Origin of the sequence: Marinomonas sargassi, from assembly GCF_025716875.1 — a bacterium.
Classification (GTDB): domain Bacteria; phylum Pseudomonadota; class Gammaproteobacteria; order Pseudomonadales; family Marinomonadaceae; genus Marinomonas; species Marinomonas sargassi.
In genome coordinates, this window is the sequence record NZ_JAOVZB010000004.1 from 361466 (window position 1) to 376389 (window position 14924).

General features: G+C 40.3%; 18 protein-coding genes and 1 rRNA gene. 1 reads left to right on the top strand and 18 read right to left on the bottom strand.

What is annotated here, in order from left to right:
* Positions 1 to 13: 13 nt before the first annotated feature.
* The 7 genes from OFY17_RS10695 to OFY17_RS10725 all read right to left on the bottom strand — a co-directional run bounded on the left by OFY17_RS10695 (position 14) and on the right by OFY17_RS10725 (position 3577).
* Positions 14 to 382 carry a DUF2750 domain-containing protein gene (locus tag OFY17_RS10695; RefSeq protein ID WP_263530722.1) on the bottom strand — a complete coding sequence of 123 codons (369 nt, stop codon included), beginning with the start codon at positions 380 to 382 and terminating at the stop codon, positions 14 to 16.
* A gap of 13 nt (positions 383 to 395) precedes the next feature.
* A complete protein-coding gene (locus OFY17_RS10700) occupies positions 396 to 1082 on the bottom strand; it encodes a pseudouridine synthase (protein ID WP_263530723.1) in 687 nt (228 codons plus the stop codon).
* 168 nt (positions 1083 to 1250) lie between these two features.
* A complete protein-coding gene (locus OFY17_RS10705; protein ID WP_263530724.1) occupies positions 1251 to 1868 on the bottom strand; it encodes a YitT family protein in 618 nt (205 codons plus the stop codon).
* Positions 1869 to 1994: 126 nt separating this feature from the next.
* Positions 1995 to 2297: a nickel-type superoxide dismutase maturation protease gene (gene sodX / locus OFY17_RS10710; RefSeq protein WP_263530725.1), complete on the bottom strand. Its 303-nt coding sequence runs from the start codon at positions 2295 to 2297 to the stop codon at positions 1995 to 1997.
* Positions 2298 to 2375: 78 nt separating this feature from the next.
* Complete coding sequence (gene sodN, locus OFY17_RS10715) at positions 2376 to 2873, bottom strand: superoxide dismutase, Ni (RefSeq protein WP_263530726.1); 498 nt, start codon at positions 2871 to 2873, stop codon at positions 2376 to 2378.
* A gap of 13 nt (positions 2874 to 2886) precedes the next feature.
* Positions 2887 to 3084, bottom strand: a complete 198-nt coding sequence (locus OFY17_RS10720; protein ID WP_263530727.1) for a hypothetical protein — start codon at positions 3082 to 3084, stop codon at positions 2887 to 2889.
* A gap of 49 nt (positions 3085 to 3133) precedes the next feature.
* Positions 3134 to 3577, bottom strand: coding sequence for a tetratricopeptide repeat protein (locus OFY17_RS10725; RefSeq protein ID WP_263530728.1), 444 nt, complete (start codon positions 3575 to 3577; stop codon positions 3134 to 3136).
* A 249-nt stretch (positions 3578 to 3826) separates the two neighbouring features.
* On the opposite strand from OFY17_RS10725, the gene OFY17_RS10730 reads away from it, so the two are divergent.
* On the top strand, positions 3827 to 4726 hold the full coding sequence (locus OFY17_RS10730) for an adenylate kinase family protein (protein WP_263530729.1): 900 nt from the start codon (positions 3827 to 3829) through the stop codon (positions 4724 to 4726).
* An 86-nt stretch (positions 4727 to 4812) separates the two neighbouring features.
* Here OFY17_RS10730 and cobO read toward each other — a convergent pair whose 3' ends face one another.
* The 11 genes from cobO to rrf all read right to left on the bottom strand — a co-directional run.
* Positions 4813 to 5439: a cob(I)yrinic acid a,c-diamide adenosyltransferase gene (cobO, locus tag OFY17_RS10735; RefSeq protein WP_263530730.1), complete on the bottom strand. Its 627-nt coding sequence runs from the start codon at positions 5437 to 5439 to the stop codon at positions 4813 to 4815.
* 3 nt (positions 5440 to 5442) lie between these two features.
* Positions 5443 to 6057, bottom strand: a complete 615-nt coding sequence (locus OFY17_RS10740) for a trimeric intracellular cation channel family protein (protein ID WP_263530731.1) — start codon at positions 6055 to 6057, stop codon at positions 5443 to 5445.
* Positions 6058 to 6081: 24 nt separating this feature from the next.
* Positions 6082 to 6669, bottom strand: coding sequence for a histidine phosphatase family protein (locus OFY17_RS10745; protein WP_263530732.1), 588 nt, complete (start codon positions 6667 to 6669; stop codon positions 6082 to 6084).
* On the bottom strand, positions 6666 to 7454 hold the full coding sequence (locus OFY17_RS10750; protein ID WP_263530733.1) for an adenosylcobinamide-GDP ribazoletransferase: 789 nt from the start codon (positions 7452 to 7454) through the stop codon (positions 6666 to 6668). The genes OFY17_RS10745 and OFY17_RS10750 overlap by 4 nt, the downstream gene beginning before the upstream one ends.
* Positions 7455 to 7481: 27 nt before the next feature.
* Entirely contained in the window at positions 7482 to 8543 is a 1062-nt protein-coding gene (cobT, locus tag OFY17_RS10755) for a nicotinate-nucleotide--dimethylbenzimidazole phosphoribosyltransferase (protein WP_263530734.1), read from the bottom strand.
* Positions 8544 to 8554: 11 nt separating this feature from the next.
* On the bottom strand, positions 8555 to 9322 hold the full coding sequence (gene rlmB, locus OFY17_RS10760; RefSeq protein WP_263530735.1) for a 23S rRNA (guanosine(2251)-2'-O)-methyltransferase RlmB: 768 nt from the start codon (positions 9320 to 9322) through the stop codon (positions 8555 to 8557).
* 56 nt (positions 9323 to 9378) lie between these two features.
* Complete coding sequence (gene rnr / locus OFY17_RS10765; RefSeq protein WP_263530736.1) at positions 9379 to 11949, bottom strand: ribonuclease R; 2571 nt, start codon at positions 11947 to 11949, stop codon at positions 9379 to 9381.
* 227 nt (positions 11950 to 12176) lie between these two features.
* Positions 12177 to 12716, bottom strand: coding sequence for a DUF924 family protein (locus OFY17_RS10770; RefSeq protein ID WP_263530737.1), 540 nt, complete (start codon positions 12714 to 12716; stop codon positions 12177 to 12179).
* A gap of 117 nt (positions 12717 to 12833) precedes the next feature.
* Positions 12834 to 13685: a polysaccharide lyase family 7 protein gene (locus tag OFY17_RS10775; RefSeq protein WP_263530738.1), complete on the bottom strand. Its 852-nt coding sequence runs from the start codon at positions 13683 to 13685 to the stop codon at positions 12834 to 12836.
* Between the two features lie 421 nt (positions 13686 to 14106).
* A complete protein-coding gene (locus OFY17_RS10780) occupies positions 14107 to 14316 on the bottom strand; it encodes a cold-shock protein (RefSeq protein ID WP_012071288.1) in 210 nt (69 codons plus the stop codon).
* A gap of 510 nt (positions 14317 to 14826) precedes the next feature.
* Positions 14827 to 14924 (bottom strand): 5S ribosomal RNA (gene rrf / locus OFY17_RS10785); the annotation flags it as partial.

A 14924-nucleotide genomic window follows, 5' to 3' on the forward strand; every position in this document is an offset into this window, starting at 1 on the left:
TAATCAACACAGATTAAGAAAACAACTCTGTCAATTCTTCTGCTGTCGATAACTTGCCTTCATCTTCAATATTTGGAAATACAGCAATAGTGATATTGTCTAATTTTAAGCTAGGTAGCCACTCACCTTTGAAGGTATCTAAGGAAATAGACACAGGCTCACAATCTTCCCAATCTTCAATCGCCCATTGACTAGCAAACTCAGCATCGGGCCACACCATAACGCAATCACCGTCATCGGTTTCAACCATCACGAAGCCTTCTTCGTTGCTCAAACTCCAAACTAAATTAGTGGCTTTTGCTTGCTCCACAAAATAGCTTAATCTTTCATCATCTGCAGCGACTAGTAATTGGACTCGCTCATCCATAGATAGTTCTTTCATGTCTTAATCTCTGTTAAAAATACGCAACTTCTGTTTCCGTTAATTGACGGTACCCGCCTTCATCAACGAGATCTAATGCTAGTGTACCAATCCTATCACGATGTAATGACTCCACCTTGTTACCCACTGCTGCCAACATACGTTTTACTTGATGGTACTTACCTTCATGAATTGTCAGGTATATCTCCGTCTCACTTATGCGTTCTGCAATCGCAGGTAGTGTTGGTTTACTTTCGCCATTCAACAAAACCCCCTTCTCTAGAAGATCTAAAGTATCGTCGAAAATGGGGTCAGCTAAGGATAAACGATAACGCTTTGAGCAAGCGTTTTTAGGTGAGGTAATACGGTGCAGCCATTGACCGTCGGTAGTAAGTAGTAAAAGCCCTGTTGTGTCTTTATCCAAGCGACCAACAATATTAAGTTTTTGACCTAGGTGAGAGGGCAATAAATCGAGTACAACGGGATGTTCCGCATCTTGGTTTGCACAAACATAGCCAGCAGGTTTGTTAAGTAAATAATACCCCTCACTTGGCCAAGCAAGGAGCTCTCCGTCTAAACTAATAACATCGGTTTCTTGTACATTGTAATTGGCTTTTTTAACAATATTGCCATTTACTGTAATTCGCCCTTTAGATGCCGCTATTTTAGCTGCTTTTCGCGCTAACTCAGTAACATGGGAAATATAAAAATCAAGTCTCAAGTAAATTGCCTATTTAAGGTTTATCAAATCGCTATACATAAAGATGCATAATAAGAGACTTATGATACCTGAGTAGCCCTACGTTAGGAAATATTCCATAACTTAGCTCATACAGCTGAACCCAAAAAATTCTAACAGTACTGCTATTGATTTGAATGATGCTTATTCTTAAATATTTCCCATGTAACGACCCGGTTTGTGGTTAACAGTAATAATCAGGTTTAAAGCAAAAGCACCAATAAAAGAAATAATTATTAGCCAGTAATCCACTACAAATACAGATAACAACACGATGCCGCAATCTATAACCATTTGAAATTTCCCCATAGAAACTCCATATTTTTCAGCTATATAGCGAGCTAAAATATTTATACCACCTAAGCTGGCGTTATGTCGAAACAGCATAAGAAAGCCAACCCCCATTAAAAAGCCACCCGCTATACTGGCATAAAAAGGATTAACGCTCTCGAAGGACAATAACATCGGAGTTAAATCTGAAAATAATGATAGACAAAATACTGCGCAGAAAGTCTTTAACGTAAACTCCCAACCAAAATGCACTATCGCCAATATATAAAAAGGTAAATTAATCAAAAAGAAAGCTTGCCCAAAAGTTAAAGGCGATGAGTACTGAATAATAAACGCTAAACCTGCCGTTCCTCCCGTCAATAAACCAACTTGTGAGAAAAGGTTAATTGCCAAGGCTATAATCATGGTTCCAATGACCATAGCTTGAATATCCTCAAGGCGGGTATGTTTTTGAGGGGATTGTTTACTAGTAGACATAGATGCTCGCTTAATGAATTAGAATAAGGAAATAAACAGGTGCATGAATTCTAAGAAAATGCGACGTTAAGTCCAATATCCTAATAAAAAGCTATTTTGAAGAAATTGTATAAAGTGTCTTATTTTCTATACACTTTTAGTTGGACGAGAAGAACGAATACTCGTAATAACTTTGCCGATAACACGTCTTGGGGACACCCAGCCAATTTTTTCTGACTGCATGCTTTTGTTGTTCTCTCCGCCAAGCCATAACTGACCATCGGGAGCGATGTGAAGTACTCTCTTTACGATATAACCATATAAAGCATGGTCGACCACCACAAGGTGGCCGATCATCAGTTTACGATACCAACGACTAATAAAAACGAAATCACCCTCTTCCAAAAGAGGTGACATGCTTTCTCCCTGCACTTTAATTAGCTTAAACATTATCCACCTCTGATGCTGTGGCTAAGGCCTTCCCTTAACTATTTTCGTATTACTTTGCCGTTCGTATTAAAAAGCCAATTAGCCTTTTAGATCTGGGTAAACTGTATCAAGCATTGGTGGGTATGGGCATGCTGCACGGTATGTAGACACGCCTTTAGTCAACCAAAATGCTTCAGCGAACTCATTTACTAGCTCAACAAGTTTTTCACCGTCAGCGCGGTTAATACCTTGTTTACACTTAGAAGCCTGCAACATAATGCTGTGTGTTAATTCATGAGCATTTGGAATTTGTTCAAACTGAGGTGCTTTGAAGTAATCGCCCCAGATGATGCGAACTGCTTCTTTAACTTCAGTACAAGCCGCTTCTTTCTCTGCAACTAAACGAGATACTTTAGCAACTTCTGCAACACCAACTTCACCTTCAACTTCTTTGATGATGTCCATAAGGCGAACACAGCTCAAAGCCGCTAATAAAGCAGTTGATGGATCGTAAATTTTACATGGGATATCGCAATGCGCTTTAGCTGTCTTAAACTGAACAACTTTATCTACCATTTTGATCATACTATGCATCATGGCTAACTTCCTCTTATTGATCGTTTTTACGGCGACGTTGAATTTGCTTATAAACCACAGCCGAAAGAATAACGCCACTTACAGCAAGTACACTTAATACGTGGATAGCGCTGCTCATCCAATGAGAATGATCATGTCCAGGGTGTGCTTGTGCAACTTGGCTTAAAACAAGAAATACACTTACTAGTAAAGTAGTAACAACAGACTTCATATATTTTTCCTTATGGTTCATGTTGAAAGTTAAAAAAATACACTAACAATTAATGCTGCACCACTGCCTTAGCACTGGATACAGCTTGCGATAGAGCTTGTAACAAAGACTTTTTTTGCGACATCACGCTATTACCATGGGTTTTAGAAAATAAATCCCACTCGAAGCGAATATGCGAGGCCGTTCTCATAATTAAGACACGGTGCTCTTCCTCCATATCCGGACGAGCAATAATAGCTTGGAGAAAGTTTACAGCATTTTCATACTGTGTGTTAGCAGATATGTAATCTCCTAAAGAAGAATAAGACTCCGCCATATTCAAAAAGCTCACTGCTATAGCAGCAACAGAAGATTCAGCATCCAGATGGAAGCTGTCGTCAAAAGATTGTTGAGCCTGATAAAGAGCCTCTCTGTGCAACTCTACAGCATCAGAAAAAGCATAATTTGAATGCGCCTTATTGGCCTGTCTTGTTAAACGTTCCCAGTTTTGCATAGTACCCTCCCAACACAAATAAATTAAAACTTAATGAGAATCATTATTATATATAAGAAAAGAAAAATCCACCTATATGAGAATAAATCTCAATAATTAAAAGCAGCTACTAAATATTTGTTGGAAGGGCAGACTCCAAGAATATTCATTCAACTATTTGCGCTAACTAGATGAAGAAAATAACTTTTTTACTGACAACAACATCCATTCACTCTACCCTATTTGTAGGAATCAAAAAAAGGTGGAAACATGTACTCTGGGAACCAATTTACATCACTCGTTCAAGTTGAAAAAATTAAAGTAAGAGAGCCTGGCGTTATCATACTGACAGGTCCTTCAAGTTGCGGTAAAGGCGAAGTCGCCAGCGCCCTGTGCAAAACATTATCTATTCGCCCAGAAGCTCACCTTTCTATGGGAGAAATTTTACGTAGTACTTTTAAGGATGCTAAGGAAGACCCATCCTTCGCAGAACTATTAGCGACTAAATACGATTTAAGTTATGAAAATAATATTTTTGATTGTGTAGATACGACCGAATCATTAAGTGCCAAAGTTCGCTCCTATCAAGCAGAGTTAGAAAAAATGTTCGATAAAACAGGTATGGACTTATTCACTTCCCAGCTGGAATGGCTTGAATTTTGTACCATGAATGGGCTATTGGTACCCAACCGATGGACTGAAAATTTTGTCGCGGCTCACATAGAGCAAGAAAATTTTGCCGATGGCGAAACCTTCATTTTAGATGGTTACCCAAGAACTCAACGAGCAGCGGAACACCTTCTAGACTTTTTAAGCTCAATGAACATCCCTGTGCTAAAAGTGCTTCACTTAAGCATTAGTCGCCAAGAAATGATGTCTCGTGCACAAGCTCGTGGTCGAGCCGATGATGATGATGAGTCTTTATTTAAGCGCTTTCAGTTTTACATCGAAAACGTACAACCAAGCGTTGATTTCATGAAAACGAAGCTCGGTTCAGATCGTATAGCTTTGATTGATGCTCATCAGCCTGTTTTTGATCAAACAGATAATGGTCCGGCATTTAACTTAGATGAATCTATTAATGCCGTTGTTGCGAGCGTTCTCAAAGCGATGGGAGTACCTAGAATGGTTATAAAAGATATTTTGATGGAAAATTCCAACAGTAAATAAAGGTGTCGATTTTATTTTTAGGTGCCTGAAAATAAAAAAGGGAAGCTTCTTCAGCTTCCCTTTTTTATTTGTACTCTTAACGTAAACTACCACTCGATGCCAATTTGCGCTTTTACTCCATGGGCGAAAGCATGTCTCTCATTAGCAATTTTACTATGGGTATCAACGCTATCTAACAGAACTCTAGGTGCTGTACGCCCTGTCATCATGACATTTTGATGTGAGGGACGATTCGCTAAAGCCTCTATTAAATCTTGCTCATTTAAATAACCATATTTGTACATATAGGTTATTTCATCTAGCAAAACAAAATGCACACTTGGGTCTGACAACACTTGCTTAGCTAAGGACCAAGCTTGTTCTGCGGCTTGTTGTTCAAGTTCTGGATTGCGGGTTTCCCAAGTAAAGCCATGACCCATAACATGAAAATCTACTAAAGGGTGCTGAGCAAAAAAGAGCTGTTCACCTGTTTCCTTACGGCCTTTAATAAACTGAATAACAGCACTCTTCTGACCATGCCCCAAAGCACGTGCCATGGTACCAAAAGCACTGGAGCTTTTGCCCTTACCATTGCCAGTAAGCAAGATGGTAACACCTCTTTCTTCTGTCGCCGCTGCAATACGCTGGTCAACAACTTCCTTCTTTTTCAACAAACGTGCTTCTCGTTTATCTAATGCGTCTTGGTCATCTTTTGAGGTCACTGTATCAGTCATTTTTTATCTCTTTTTGTAGAGTAGCCAACTTGGATAATACAAGTCTTTATGAATTGCGAAGATTCTCAGTATAAAGATTAATGCTACGGCGTAAATGGAGTTAAATTCATGTGAAGGCACATTATTTTGAAGTAGAACGACCAGTAAAGCACCTAAAAAAGCAGGCGTGGCATAAAACTCTCTACCCAAAACGAGAGGCGGTTTATGGCTTAAGACATCACGAATAATGCCTCCAGCAATCCCTGTGATAACCCCCATAGTAATCGCAATAGAAGGAGAAAAACCTAAATTAAGCACCTTCTCTGTTGCCACTACAGTAAATAACGCCAGACCAAATGAATCTGCGTAATGGAAAAGTCTTTGACGGTTCTCAATATATCTTATGGTAAAAAAGGCAAACGCAGAGGAAGCAAAAGCCACCCATAAATAAGAGGTATCTTCTACCCAATATACAGTTTCGACAGACAACACAGTGTCTCGAATGGTACCACCGCCTAATGAGGTAACCATGCCTAAAAACACGACACTAAAAAGGTCCATATCTTTTTTACCAGAGGAAATAACACCTGTAATAGCAAAAGCGGCAATACCAAACATGCCGAGTAGGTATAACAACATTCTCGTATATCTCTATTGAATTATTTAATTAAGAAGCCAATCACCAGCACCTAGGCGCTTTAACATGACTGAATTTTGTTGAATCGATAACTCTGTCAAGCTGCAAAAACCAACATCAATACGGTGACATTCTTCCAAAGGCCAGCAACACAGTAAACTCACTAATACCTTAATCACTCCTGAATGGGTCACCAGCACACAATTATCGTCAGAACTATTTTGTATAGTCAGCCACCAACACCAAACTCTATCGGCTAAATCTTGCAATGACTCGCCATTATAAGGGGCGCTATTAACAATATTCTCTGCCCAAAGGTCAATTTCTGACTTTGCTATGTCATTCCACAGCAGGCCATCCCAATCTGCAAAGTCCAGCTCTTTCAAAGCGTCAACCGGAGTTGAGCCATCATCGCTAATGTAATTTGCCAACAAAGCCGTTCGGGTTAAAGGGCTGTGGTAAAAAGAAGTCTTACCTTGCAATTGATTAGTAAGTGACTTTTTTAGGGGTTGTGAACTCAGCTGCCAATTTGTAGTTAAAGGCACATCACTTTGCCCATAACACAGGCCTTTAGCAACCTCAGGTTTGGGATGACGAATAAGGAAAAGCTTCATGAATAGGACACCAACACGCAAAAAATGAGGAACGCCTCACCCACTTGCTCACTGGCACCCAATGTATCGCCATTAAAGCCTTTTATCTTGTTATGTAAGTAGGCTCTGATAGCAAAAATCAGCAAAGTTGAAAAGCAGAAAACAAATAACAAATCCATTAAATTAAACGCCATCACACCAAACAAGACACATGGTGCTAAAGCTAAAGCCCATAGGGGTAAAGATAACTTGGATAACATATTGGCAGATTTGCTATTTCCAAGACTTACGTATTCCAATAAGTGCATTAAAATGAGAGGAAAAAATCGGCCAAAGGCATGAATAAAACACCATGCACTTAACACATAGATAAAGCTCAGAAATGACTCAGGCGCTAGAGTAAGCAGTTCACTTAACAATAACCACTTAATAGTGAGAGAGAACCAAATAGCCAAAGCGGCATAACTGCCTATGCGTGAATCTTTCATTATAGACAGGCGCTGGTCAGGTTCGAAGCCCCCTACCAGGCCGTCACAAGCATCCATCAGCCCATCTTCATGGAAACCGCCTGTTATTAAAACAGCCGTCAATAACATAAAAAGAGCTTGGATAGAGGTCGACCATTCAAGCCATAGGGGCCATGCACTTAATAAAGCAACCAGAACACCAACCCAAGGTAAAAAGCACACCGAAGGGGTGTGCTTTATATCATCACTCCAATCCACCTTAAGTGGAATACGAGTATAGGTTACTAAGCTGCGCTTAAAACCCTGCCAATGGGGGGCAAGTAGTGTGCGAGATATCATAATAAAACACCTTAACTATTAAGCAGGCTATTTTGCGTCGCTGACCCCTGCACTTTCAAAACTTGCCATCTCATTGATAAACACACAAGCACTATTAATAAGAGGGTAAGCGAGAATACCGCCAGAACCTTCACCTAAACGCAATTCCAAAGACAAAAGAGGCTGAGCCTTAAATTGCGACAATAAGTGTTTATGCGCCTGCTCGTTCGATTGGTGGGAAAATACCGCAAAGCTCAATACGTTAGGGTTTACCTTTTCAGCAAACAATAGTGCAACTGAACAAATAAAGCCGTCGACAACAAAAGCGGTATTACGCTCAGCCGAACGCAACATAGCGCCAGCAATGGCCAAAATTTCGAAGCCTCCAACTTGCTGAGCAAGTGTTTCCGCCGTCCAATCAGCTACTGCTTGCCCTGTCTCTTGTTCTGCTCTTTCTAAAGAGGATTTAATCACTTGCGCTTTATGTGAAACACCTTCTTGATCTAGACCCGTTCCTCGCCCTGCACTGTCTTCTGGGCTAATACCTAATAATGCGGACATCATGCATGAAGAGACACAGGTGTTACCAATCCCCATTTCTCCAAACATTAAAAGGTTTTTACCTGCATCAATGGCTAGGTCGGCTTCATCAAGGCCAGCTTGTAAGGCACTAAGACTCTCTTCAGCAGACATAGCCGCTTCAATACTAAAGTCTTTAGACGCAAAAGCGACTTTGCGTTGACCTAATAAAGGGTGTGCCTCTAAATCAGCAGCAACACCTGTATCTACCACTCTAAGGGGAACATTGTGTTGTTTACAAAATACACTAACCGCAGCGCCGCCCATTAAGAAGTTCATCACCATTTGTGGTGTTACCTCTTGTGGAAATAAACTCACGCCTTGTGCAACCACGCCATGATCGGCTGCAAACACTATCATCTGAGGTTTAGACACATTTGGCGTTAAAGTATTTTGGATTTTCCCCAACTGCAATGCCAATGCTTCAAGCTGCCCTAATGAGCCTGCTGGTTTGGTTTTAAAATCAATTTTTTTCTGTAAGTCAGCTTCAATCGCAACTTCAGGAGATTGGATATTAAATGATGGAAACAATGTCTTCTTCCTTAACCCTGAGCTTTAACAGCACGTTGACGTACGACTTCATACAAACAAACACCCGTCGCCACCGAAACATTAAGGCTTGAAACCACACCTGCCATCGGTAGTTTCACTAGATAGTCACATTGCTCACGAGTTAATCGGCGCATACCTTCGCCTTCAGCTCCCATAACAATCGCAGTCGGAATAGTAAGGTCTTGCTCGTAAATAGTGCCTGTGGCTTCACCTGCAGTGCCAAAGATCCATACGCCTTGATCTTGCAGCTTTTTCATCGTGCGCGCTAAGTTCGTCACAGAGAAAACAGGCATACTTTCTGCAGCGCCACACGCTACTTTGCTCACGGTCGCATTCAGTGGAGCAGAGTTGTCTTTTGGCATAACCACCGCATGTGCTCCAGCCGCATCTGCACTTCGTAAACAAGCACCCAAATTATGGGGATCGGTAACACCGTCTAGAATGATAATGAGAGGATTTTCATCAAGCCCCGATACTAGCTTATGTAGGTCCGCTTCATTACCCGCTTTTGTCATTGCCGTGTAGGCAACCACCCCTTGATGAACAACACGTTCTTTACTTTTACTGAATAAAGAATCCAATTCTCGGCGAGGTACTAAGCTATAACGTACCTTATGAGTTTTACACAGTTTCACTAAACGCTGTGTTTTCTTGTCGTCTCGGCCTTCTTGAAAACGTATTTCTTTAATTTTATCCGCTTGCTGAACTAAGGCATTTTCAACGGCATGCATGCCGTATATCCATTCTAAATCTGACATTTTTTACTCTAAATATGTAAATGAATCTATGTGACTAATACGCGCTAAACTAGGTACTAATCCCTCGCCCTTGGCTTAGCATTACTTTTCTTTGTTTTGGCTTTTTTAGGTTTCTTCTTCACACCAGAAGTTGCCGATTTAGAGCCTGAATTTGTTTTAGCCGCTGCACTCGCTGTTTTCTTCTGTCTTACACGCTTGCCTTTAGAATCTGTTCGTCTCTTTTTAGGTTTACGATCAGGGCTTTTGCGGCCTTCACTAGATTTCTCCGGTTTCTCCGTGCTACTAGACGACTTAGGTTTAGGTCGTCCACCTAATTCAATAGGAGGTAACTGAGCCAGCTGCATTTCTAATTCAGATACCTCTGAACGCTCTACTTTTTTACGAGGTCGTTGACCATTATCTGCCAAGCTCAAATCAATTTTGCGCTGATCCAAATTCACACTGGCGACAACCACTTTTAATGTATCCCCTAAACGGAATACACGATTTGTTCTTTCTCCAATAATGGCTTGGCGTTCAATATCATGAACAAAATAATCCTGCCCTAAGCCTGAGATGTGAACCAAGCCATCAACAAATAGCCCTTGTAGTTCAACAAACAAACCGAACGGAGTTACGGCCGTTACCACGCCATCAAAGGGTTCACCCAAATGCTGTTCAACATATTGACACTTCAACCAAGCTTCTACGTCACGAGTGGCTTCATCTGCTCTACGTTCAGTCATAGAACAAGATTCACCAAAATCATCCATGTCAGCGTGATCGTAGCCATAAATTTTACGGGCTTTTAGCGTATCACTGCCTGCAACTTTTACCGCTTGTCTGACCGTTGGACGTCCTTCCCCACGAATTAGGTAGCGAATCGCCCTGTGTACTAACAGGTCTGGATAACGGCGAATTGGCGAGGTGAAGTGGGTGTAAGCTTCGTAATTAAGGCCAAAATGCCCCATATTGTCTGCTTGATATACAGCTTGCGACATAGAACGCAACATCATAGTTTGAATACTACGGGCATCGGCACGATCTTTAATTTGCTCAGATAAATCAGCGTAATCGGAAGGTGTTGGTTTCGCCCCGCCAGTCAATTCAAGGTTAAGCTGACCAAGGTAAGTACGAAGAGTCATTAAGCGATCGTCTTTGGGGCCTTCATGCACTCGGAATAAAGCGGGCAAATCCGCTTTTAATAACAACTCAGCAGTGGCAACGTTTGCACAGAGCATGCACTCTTCAATTAGCTTGTGGGCATCATTTCGTTCAACTGGCACTATATGTTCGATTTTAGAATTTTCATCGAACACCATACGGGTCTCAACCGTATCAAACTCCATTGCTCCTCGTTCGTCTCGAGCGCCTCGGAGAGTATGATACAGACCATTTAAGTCATCGATATGAGACACAATAGAAGAATAACGCTCACGTAATTCAAGGCCCTGCTCTTCTGGCTCAGGGGCAATCATTTTCGCTACTTTGGTGTAAGTTAAACGTGCGTGAGAACGTATTAAGCCTTCATAAAACTTAAAACCACGCATCTTACCTTTCGTGGTCAAAGATATTTCAGCCACCATCGCCAGACGATCCACATCCGGGTTAAGTGAACATAAGCCGTTAGATAAGACTTCGGGCAGCATAGGAATGACTCGTCCGGGGAAATAAACTGAGTTCCCTCGAACTATCGCTTCTTCATCTAACGCTGTCCCTTTTTTGACATAATGAGAGACATCAGCAATGGCTACAAAGAGCTTCCAGCCTCCCGGTGTTTTTTCACAGTAAACCGCGTCATCAAAGTCTCGAGCATCTTCGCCATCAATGGTGACAAAAGGTGTTTCGCGTAAATCAACTCGATTGACTTTATCTTCTTCTGCGACTTCTGTGGTGAAATTTTTAGCTTGCTGCTCTACCGCTTTAGGCCACTCGTTAGGAATTTCATAACGGTGCATCGCTACTTCAATTTCAACACCTGGTGCCATGAAATCACCCAACACCTTTTTCACTAGACCTTGTGTTGGCTTGCCACGCTCTGCGTAAGAAGTGATTTCAGCTAATACATATTGACCATGCTTTGGCGTTAAACCAGAATCCGTTGTTATTAATACATCTTGAGCAATACGAGGGTTTTCAGGTGTAACGAAAGCCGTTCCACTTTCTTGATAGTAGCGGCCAACCATCTGCGTATGCCTACGCTCTAGCACTTCTACTACCACGCCATCTAAGCGCCCTTTCACAGAACGACCAGATAAACGAATTTTCGCTTTATCTCCGTCCATAACATTTTGCATTTGACGAGCAGATAAAAACACATCATCGTCATCAGAGCGCAGTAAAAAGCCATGGCCTTCTTTATTGCCCTGCACATAGCCCTCGATAAAATCGCTATCTAATAATGGTGAGTATTCATCATCGCGATTACTGGATAACTGATTATCACGGCACATAGCAATGAGTCGGCGACGTAATGCTTCAATTTGATTTTCATCTGACAAAGAGAAGTCTTGGCACAACTCTAAGTGGCCGATACTTCTATTTTGACTCGCTAGAAACTCGAGGATGAATTCTCGGCTAGGTACAGGATTATCGTATTTAGACGCTTCGCGTTGTTGGTGAGGGTCGTTAACTTTTTTATTGCTCAATGTGTTTTTATCCTTAGTAAAATAAGATGCTTTCTTTAGTACAATAAAATTATGAACATCTTATTATTCAGATGATTTATCGCTAAAAAATATTACTTCCCGCATCATGATTACCCATCTACTTTTCTCAAGTCCTGAGCTCAACCACCAACGCGATCAATGAACCAATATTATAGAGTATTCTTCACAAATACTCTTTAAGTAATCAAAGTGTTAGTCTGTTTAAACTAGAAGCTAGAGTTTGGTCCAGATAAGAAGTCGATTTCCTCTTGTGTTGATACTCGAGCAAGTATTTTATTACGATGAGGATAGCGCCCAAAGCGATCAATGATAGCTTTGTGTTTACGTTCAAACTCTAAATTATTCGAATTGCCTAGTTTATCGTATAAAAACACAGCCTGTTCATGAATTGTTTTTGATTCACTGTGCATAAAAGGCAAGTAAAAGAAGCCTCTCTGCCTCATAGGCACGGCCATATCAGCTCCTACACGAATGGCTTCTTGTGACAATATAAGTGACAAAGAATCATAAGCAAAAGATTTTGCATCACCTCGATACATGTTCCTTGAAAACTGATCTAAAACAATGACCTCTGCCAAGCGCCCTGCTGGTGTTGAACGCCACTCATAAAGTTCCCCTTGAATAGCTTGGTTATGTATTTTTGAAAATCGTTTAATAATCAAACCGTCGAATTCGGTATCTTTCACCCACCATTTTGATTCTTCAACCTCTTCAAACCAAAAGCTCAACACGTCATTAGGCTGCACAAGCACCTCCTTGAATCATTCATACTGCTATTCAAATATTTAAAAGTTTGATTACAAAAAAAGGGTAGATACATCATGTATCTACCCTTTCTAATAGTACTCTAGATTGACGAAAAGTTATTTCGTTTCGACTTTATACTCAAGTGAGTAAAAATGTACTTCACTTGTGCCATTTTTAAATTGATTATAAACACCGGCTTTAAAATAGCTGAATTTCTCTTTCCAGTAACTAATGTCGTGATCAACTTTGGTTACACCATCCACATTAATTAGCATCTTCGAATTTCCCACTACAATATCAAAACGTGTAGGTTCAGACAGGTTCACAGGGCCTAAATCCAGCTTAATATAAGCCTTTTTACAAGCTTCAGTGCCTTTGTTCCCACTTTTTGAACCACAGTTAACGGCATTGTTTTTGATAATCGCCCAGTAATGATTCTTCTTACCGCTACGCTCAGCTTCGTACACCACTCGCATTAAGGGGTGAGGAATATACCCTTCTCCGGATTTCCCTCTAGGGCTGCTTCCATCACCGCTATTATGTACTTGCAGGAAAGTCATTGCGTCATTTTTCTTTTCACTATTTTGTACAGACTCTAGAGGATTGATAGGCATCAAATCCGCACTCAAGCGATAATATGTATTAGGTAAGGAAGTATCAAAGTTATCCAATACTCGAATTTCACTTCTGTTTTTATAACCAGACATTTTAAAAACAAGTGCTTCAGAGTGTTTATCCACGTAAAAATGTTCGCTAACAACACCTGTAAAATCGCTATCTAATGCAAATTCGTTTTTATTGCCTGACTTGCCGTTTGGATCAGACTCTTGAAGCTTAGACTCAGCTAATACAGGCTGATATTTAGCATATTCAACAGGAGCAACCCTTTCGCCATTCGCAAGTACTGTACAGCTAAAAAATAAAGCGCCGATCAAGCAACTAGTTTTTGTAAGTTGAGCTTTTTTCATTATTTTTATCCTCGGATTGAAATCAAGTATGGTCCTATAGTAATACTAATACCTGACAAGATAAAGAAAAAACCTCAATTCATGTAGGAAAAAACCTACATATTGGATTTGGATAACAAATACAATTAGCTTAAAAATAGTTGGATTAAGTGATAATAGAAAAATCACTTCATGCTCAATATTTATCTGCTAGCAAACTGAAGAAGACCCCTTATACCAAGCGATCCAGATAAATGCTCACAGAACAAAATGACTATAAACCCATCATGCAAGAGGAAAATTTTCTAAAGAAAGATCTACACTGGATATAAAGAAGAGGAGTTAAAAGAGAGAAAGTATAAAAACTTAGACACAAAAAAAGCGACTAATAGTCGCTTTTTTAGCATTCATACACCGCTGAGAATTATCTCAGCAACGTTACTTATAAAGGAGTAACGTTTTGAGCTTCAGGGCCTTTTTTGCCTTGAGCTACTTGGAATTCAACTTTTTGGCCTTCAGCCAAAGTTTTGAAACCAGAAGTGTTGATTGCAGAAAAGTGAACAAAAACGTCAGGACCTTGATCCTGAGTGATGAAACCGAAACCTTTAGTTTCGTTGAAGAATTTTACTGTACCAGTTACTACGTCAGACATGTCTGTTATCCTGTAGATTAAGTTAATTTATACGTATATTCATTATACGTTTTAGTGCTAAAAAAACTCGGTATTACTTATGACTTAACAGGACCGAAAATACATGACGTACTATTCGCAACTCTGGACATAAATACTGCCAACTCTTTTAAACGAATTTGATTGTAGACTGCTTTTAACACTAGGGTCAATTAAGTTTTGAACAATTTCTATATTAAATACAGATTTTTTAGTTATTGAATGTAAATAACTAATCAGTGAAAACCGTTTTTTAAAAATAATCTCTAATTAATCTATTCGATACTAGCACATACGTATCAGTAAAAATAACTATATATATGACACGTAAACACTAACAACCATGACTTCTATTACTTTCTTTTAGACTGAGCCTCTCTCACACGCGTATCGTCTAAAGAGTCCCGCACTGGCATTGTGCTTATCTTTTTTATGAACATAAACGAAAAAACCCCACCCTGCTTAGCAGGATGGGGTTTCTCTTAATTTAAAGCTTGACGACGACCTACTCTCACATGGGATCCCCCACACTACCATCGGCGATGGCGCTTTTCACTTCTGAGTTCGGGATGGGATCAGGTGGTTCAACG

Excerpts from the sequence above, each read along its gene's own strand:
- sodX (WP_263530725.1), bottom strand. The coding sequence starts at position 2,297 with ATGTTTAAGCTAATTAAAGTGCAGGGAGAAAGCATGTCACCTCTTTTG.
- OFY17_RS10780 (WP_012071288.1), bottom strand. The coding sequence starts at position 14,316 with ATGTCTGACGTAGTAACTGGTACAGTAAAATTCTTCAACGAAACTAAA.
- rlmB (WP_263530735.1), bottom strand. The coding sequence starts at position 9,322 with ATGTCAGATTTAGAATGGATATACGGCATGCATGCCGTTGAAAATGCC.
- OFY17_RS10750 (WP_263530733.1), bottom strand. The coding sequence starts at position 7,454 with ATGATATCTCGCACACTACTTGCCCCCCATTGGCAGGGTTTTAAGCGC.
- OFY17_RS10695 (WP_263530722.1), bottom strand. The coding sequence starts at position 382 with ATGAAAGAACTATCTATGGATGAGCGAGTCCAATTACTAGTCGCTGCA.
- OFY17_RS10720 (WP_263530727.1), bottom strand. The coding sequence starts at position 3,084 with ATGAAGTCTGTTGTTACTACTTTACTAGTAAGTGTATTTCTTGTTTTA.
- OFY17_RS10725 (WP_263530728.1), bottom strand. The coding sequence starts at position 3,577 with ATGCAAAACTGGGAACGTTTAACAAGACAGGCCAATAAGGCGCATTCA.
- OFY17_RS10730 (WP_263530729.1), top strand. The coding sequence starts at position 3,827 with ATGTACTCTGGGAACCAATTTACATCACTCGTTCAAGTTGAAAAAATT.
- OFY17_RS10775 (WP_263530738.1), bottom strand. The coding sequence starts at position 13,685 with ATGAAAAAAGCTCAACTTACAAAAACTAGTTGCTTGATCGGCGCTTTA.
- OFY17_RS10705 (WP_263530724.1), bottom strand. The coding sequence starts at position 1,868 with ATGTCTACTAGTAAACAATCCCCTCAAAAACATACCCGCCTTGAGGAT.
- OFY17_RS10745 (WP_263530732.1), bottom strand. The coding sequence starts at position 6,669 with ATGAAGCTTTTCCTTATTCGTCATCCCAAACCTGAGGTTGCTAAAGGC.
- sodN (WP_263530726.1), bottom strand. The coding sequence starts at position 2,873 with ATGATGCATAGTATGATCAAAATGGTAGATAAAGTTGTTCAGTTTAAG.
- cobO (WP_263530730.1), bottom strand. The coding sequence starts at position 5,439 with ATGACTGATACAGTGACCTCAAAAGATGACCAAGACGCATTAGATAAA.
- OFY17_RS10740 (WP_263530731.1), bottom strand. The coding sequence starts at position 6,057 with ATGTTGTTATACCTACTCGGCATGTTTGGTATTGCCGCTTTTGCTATT.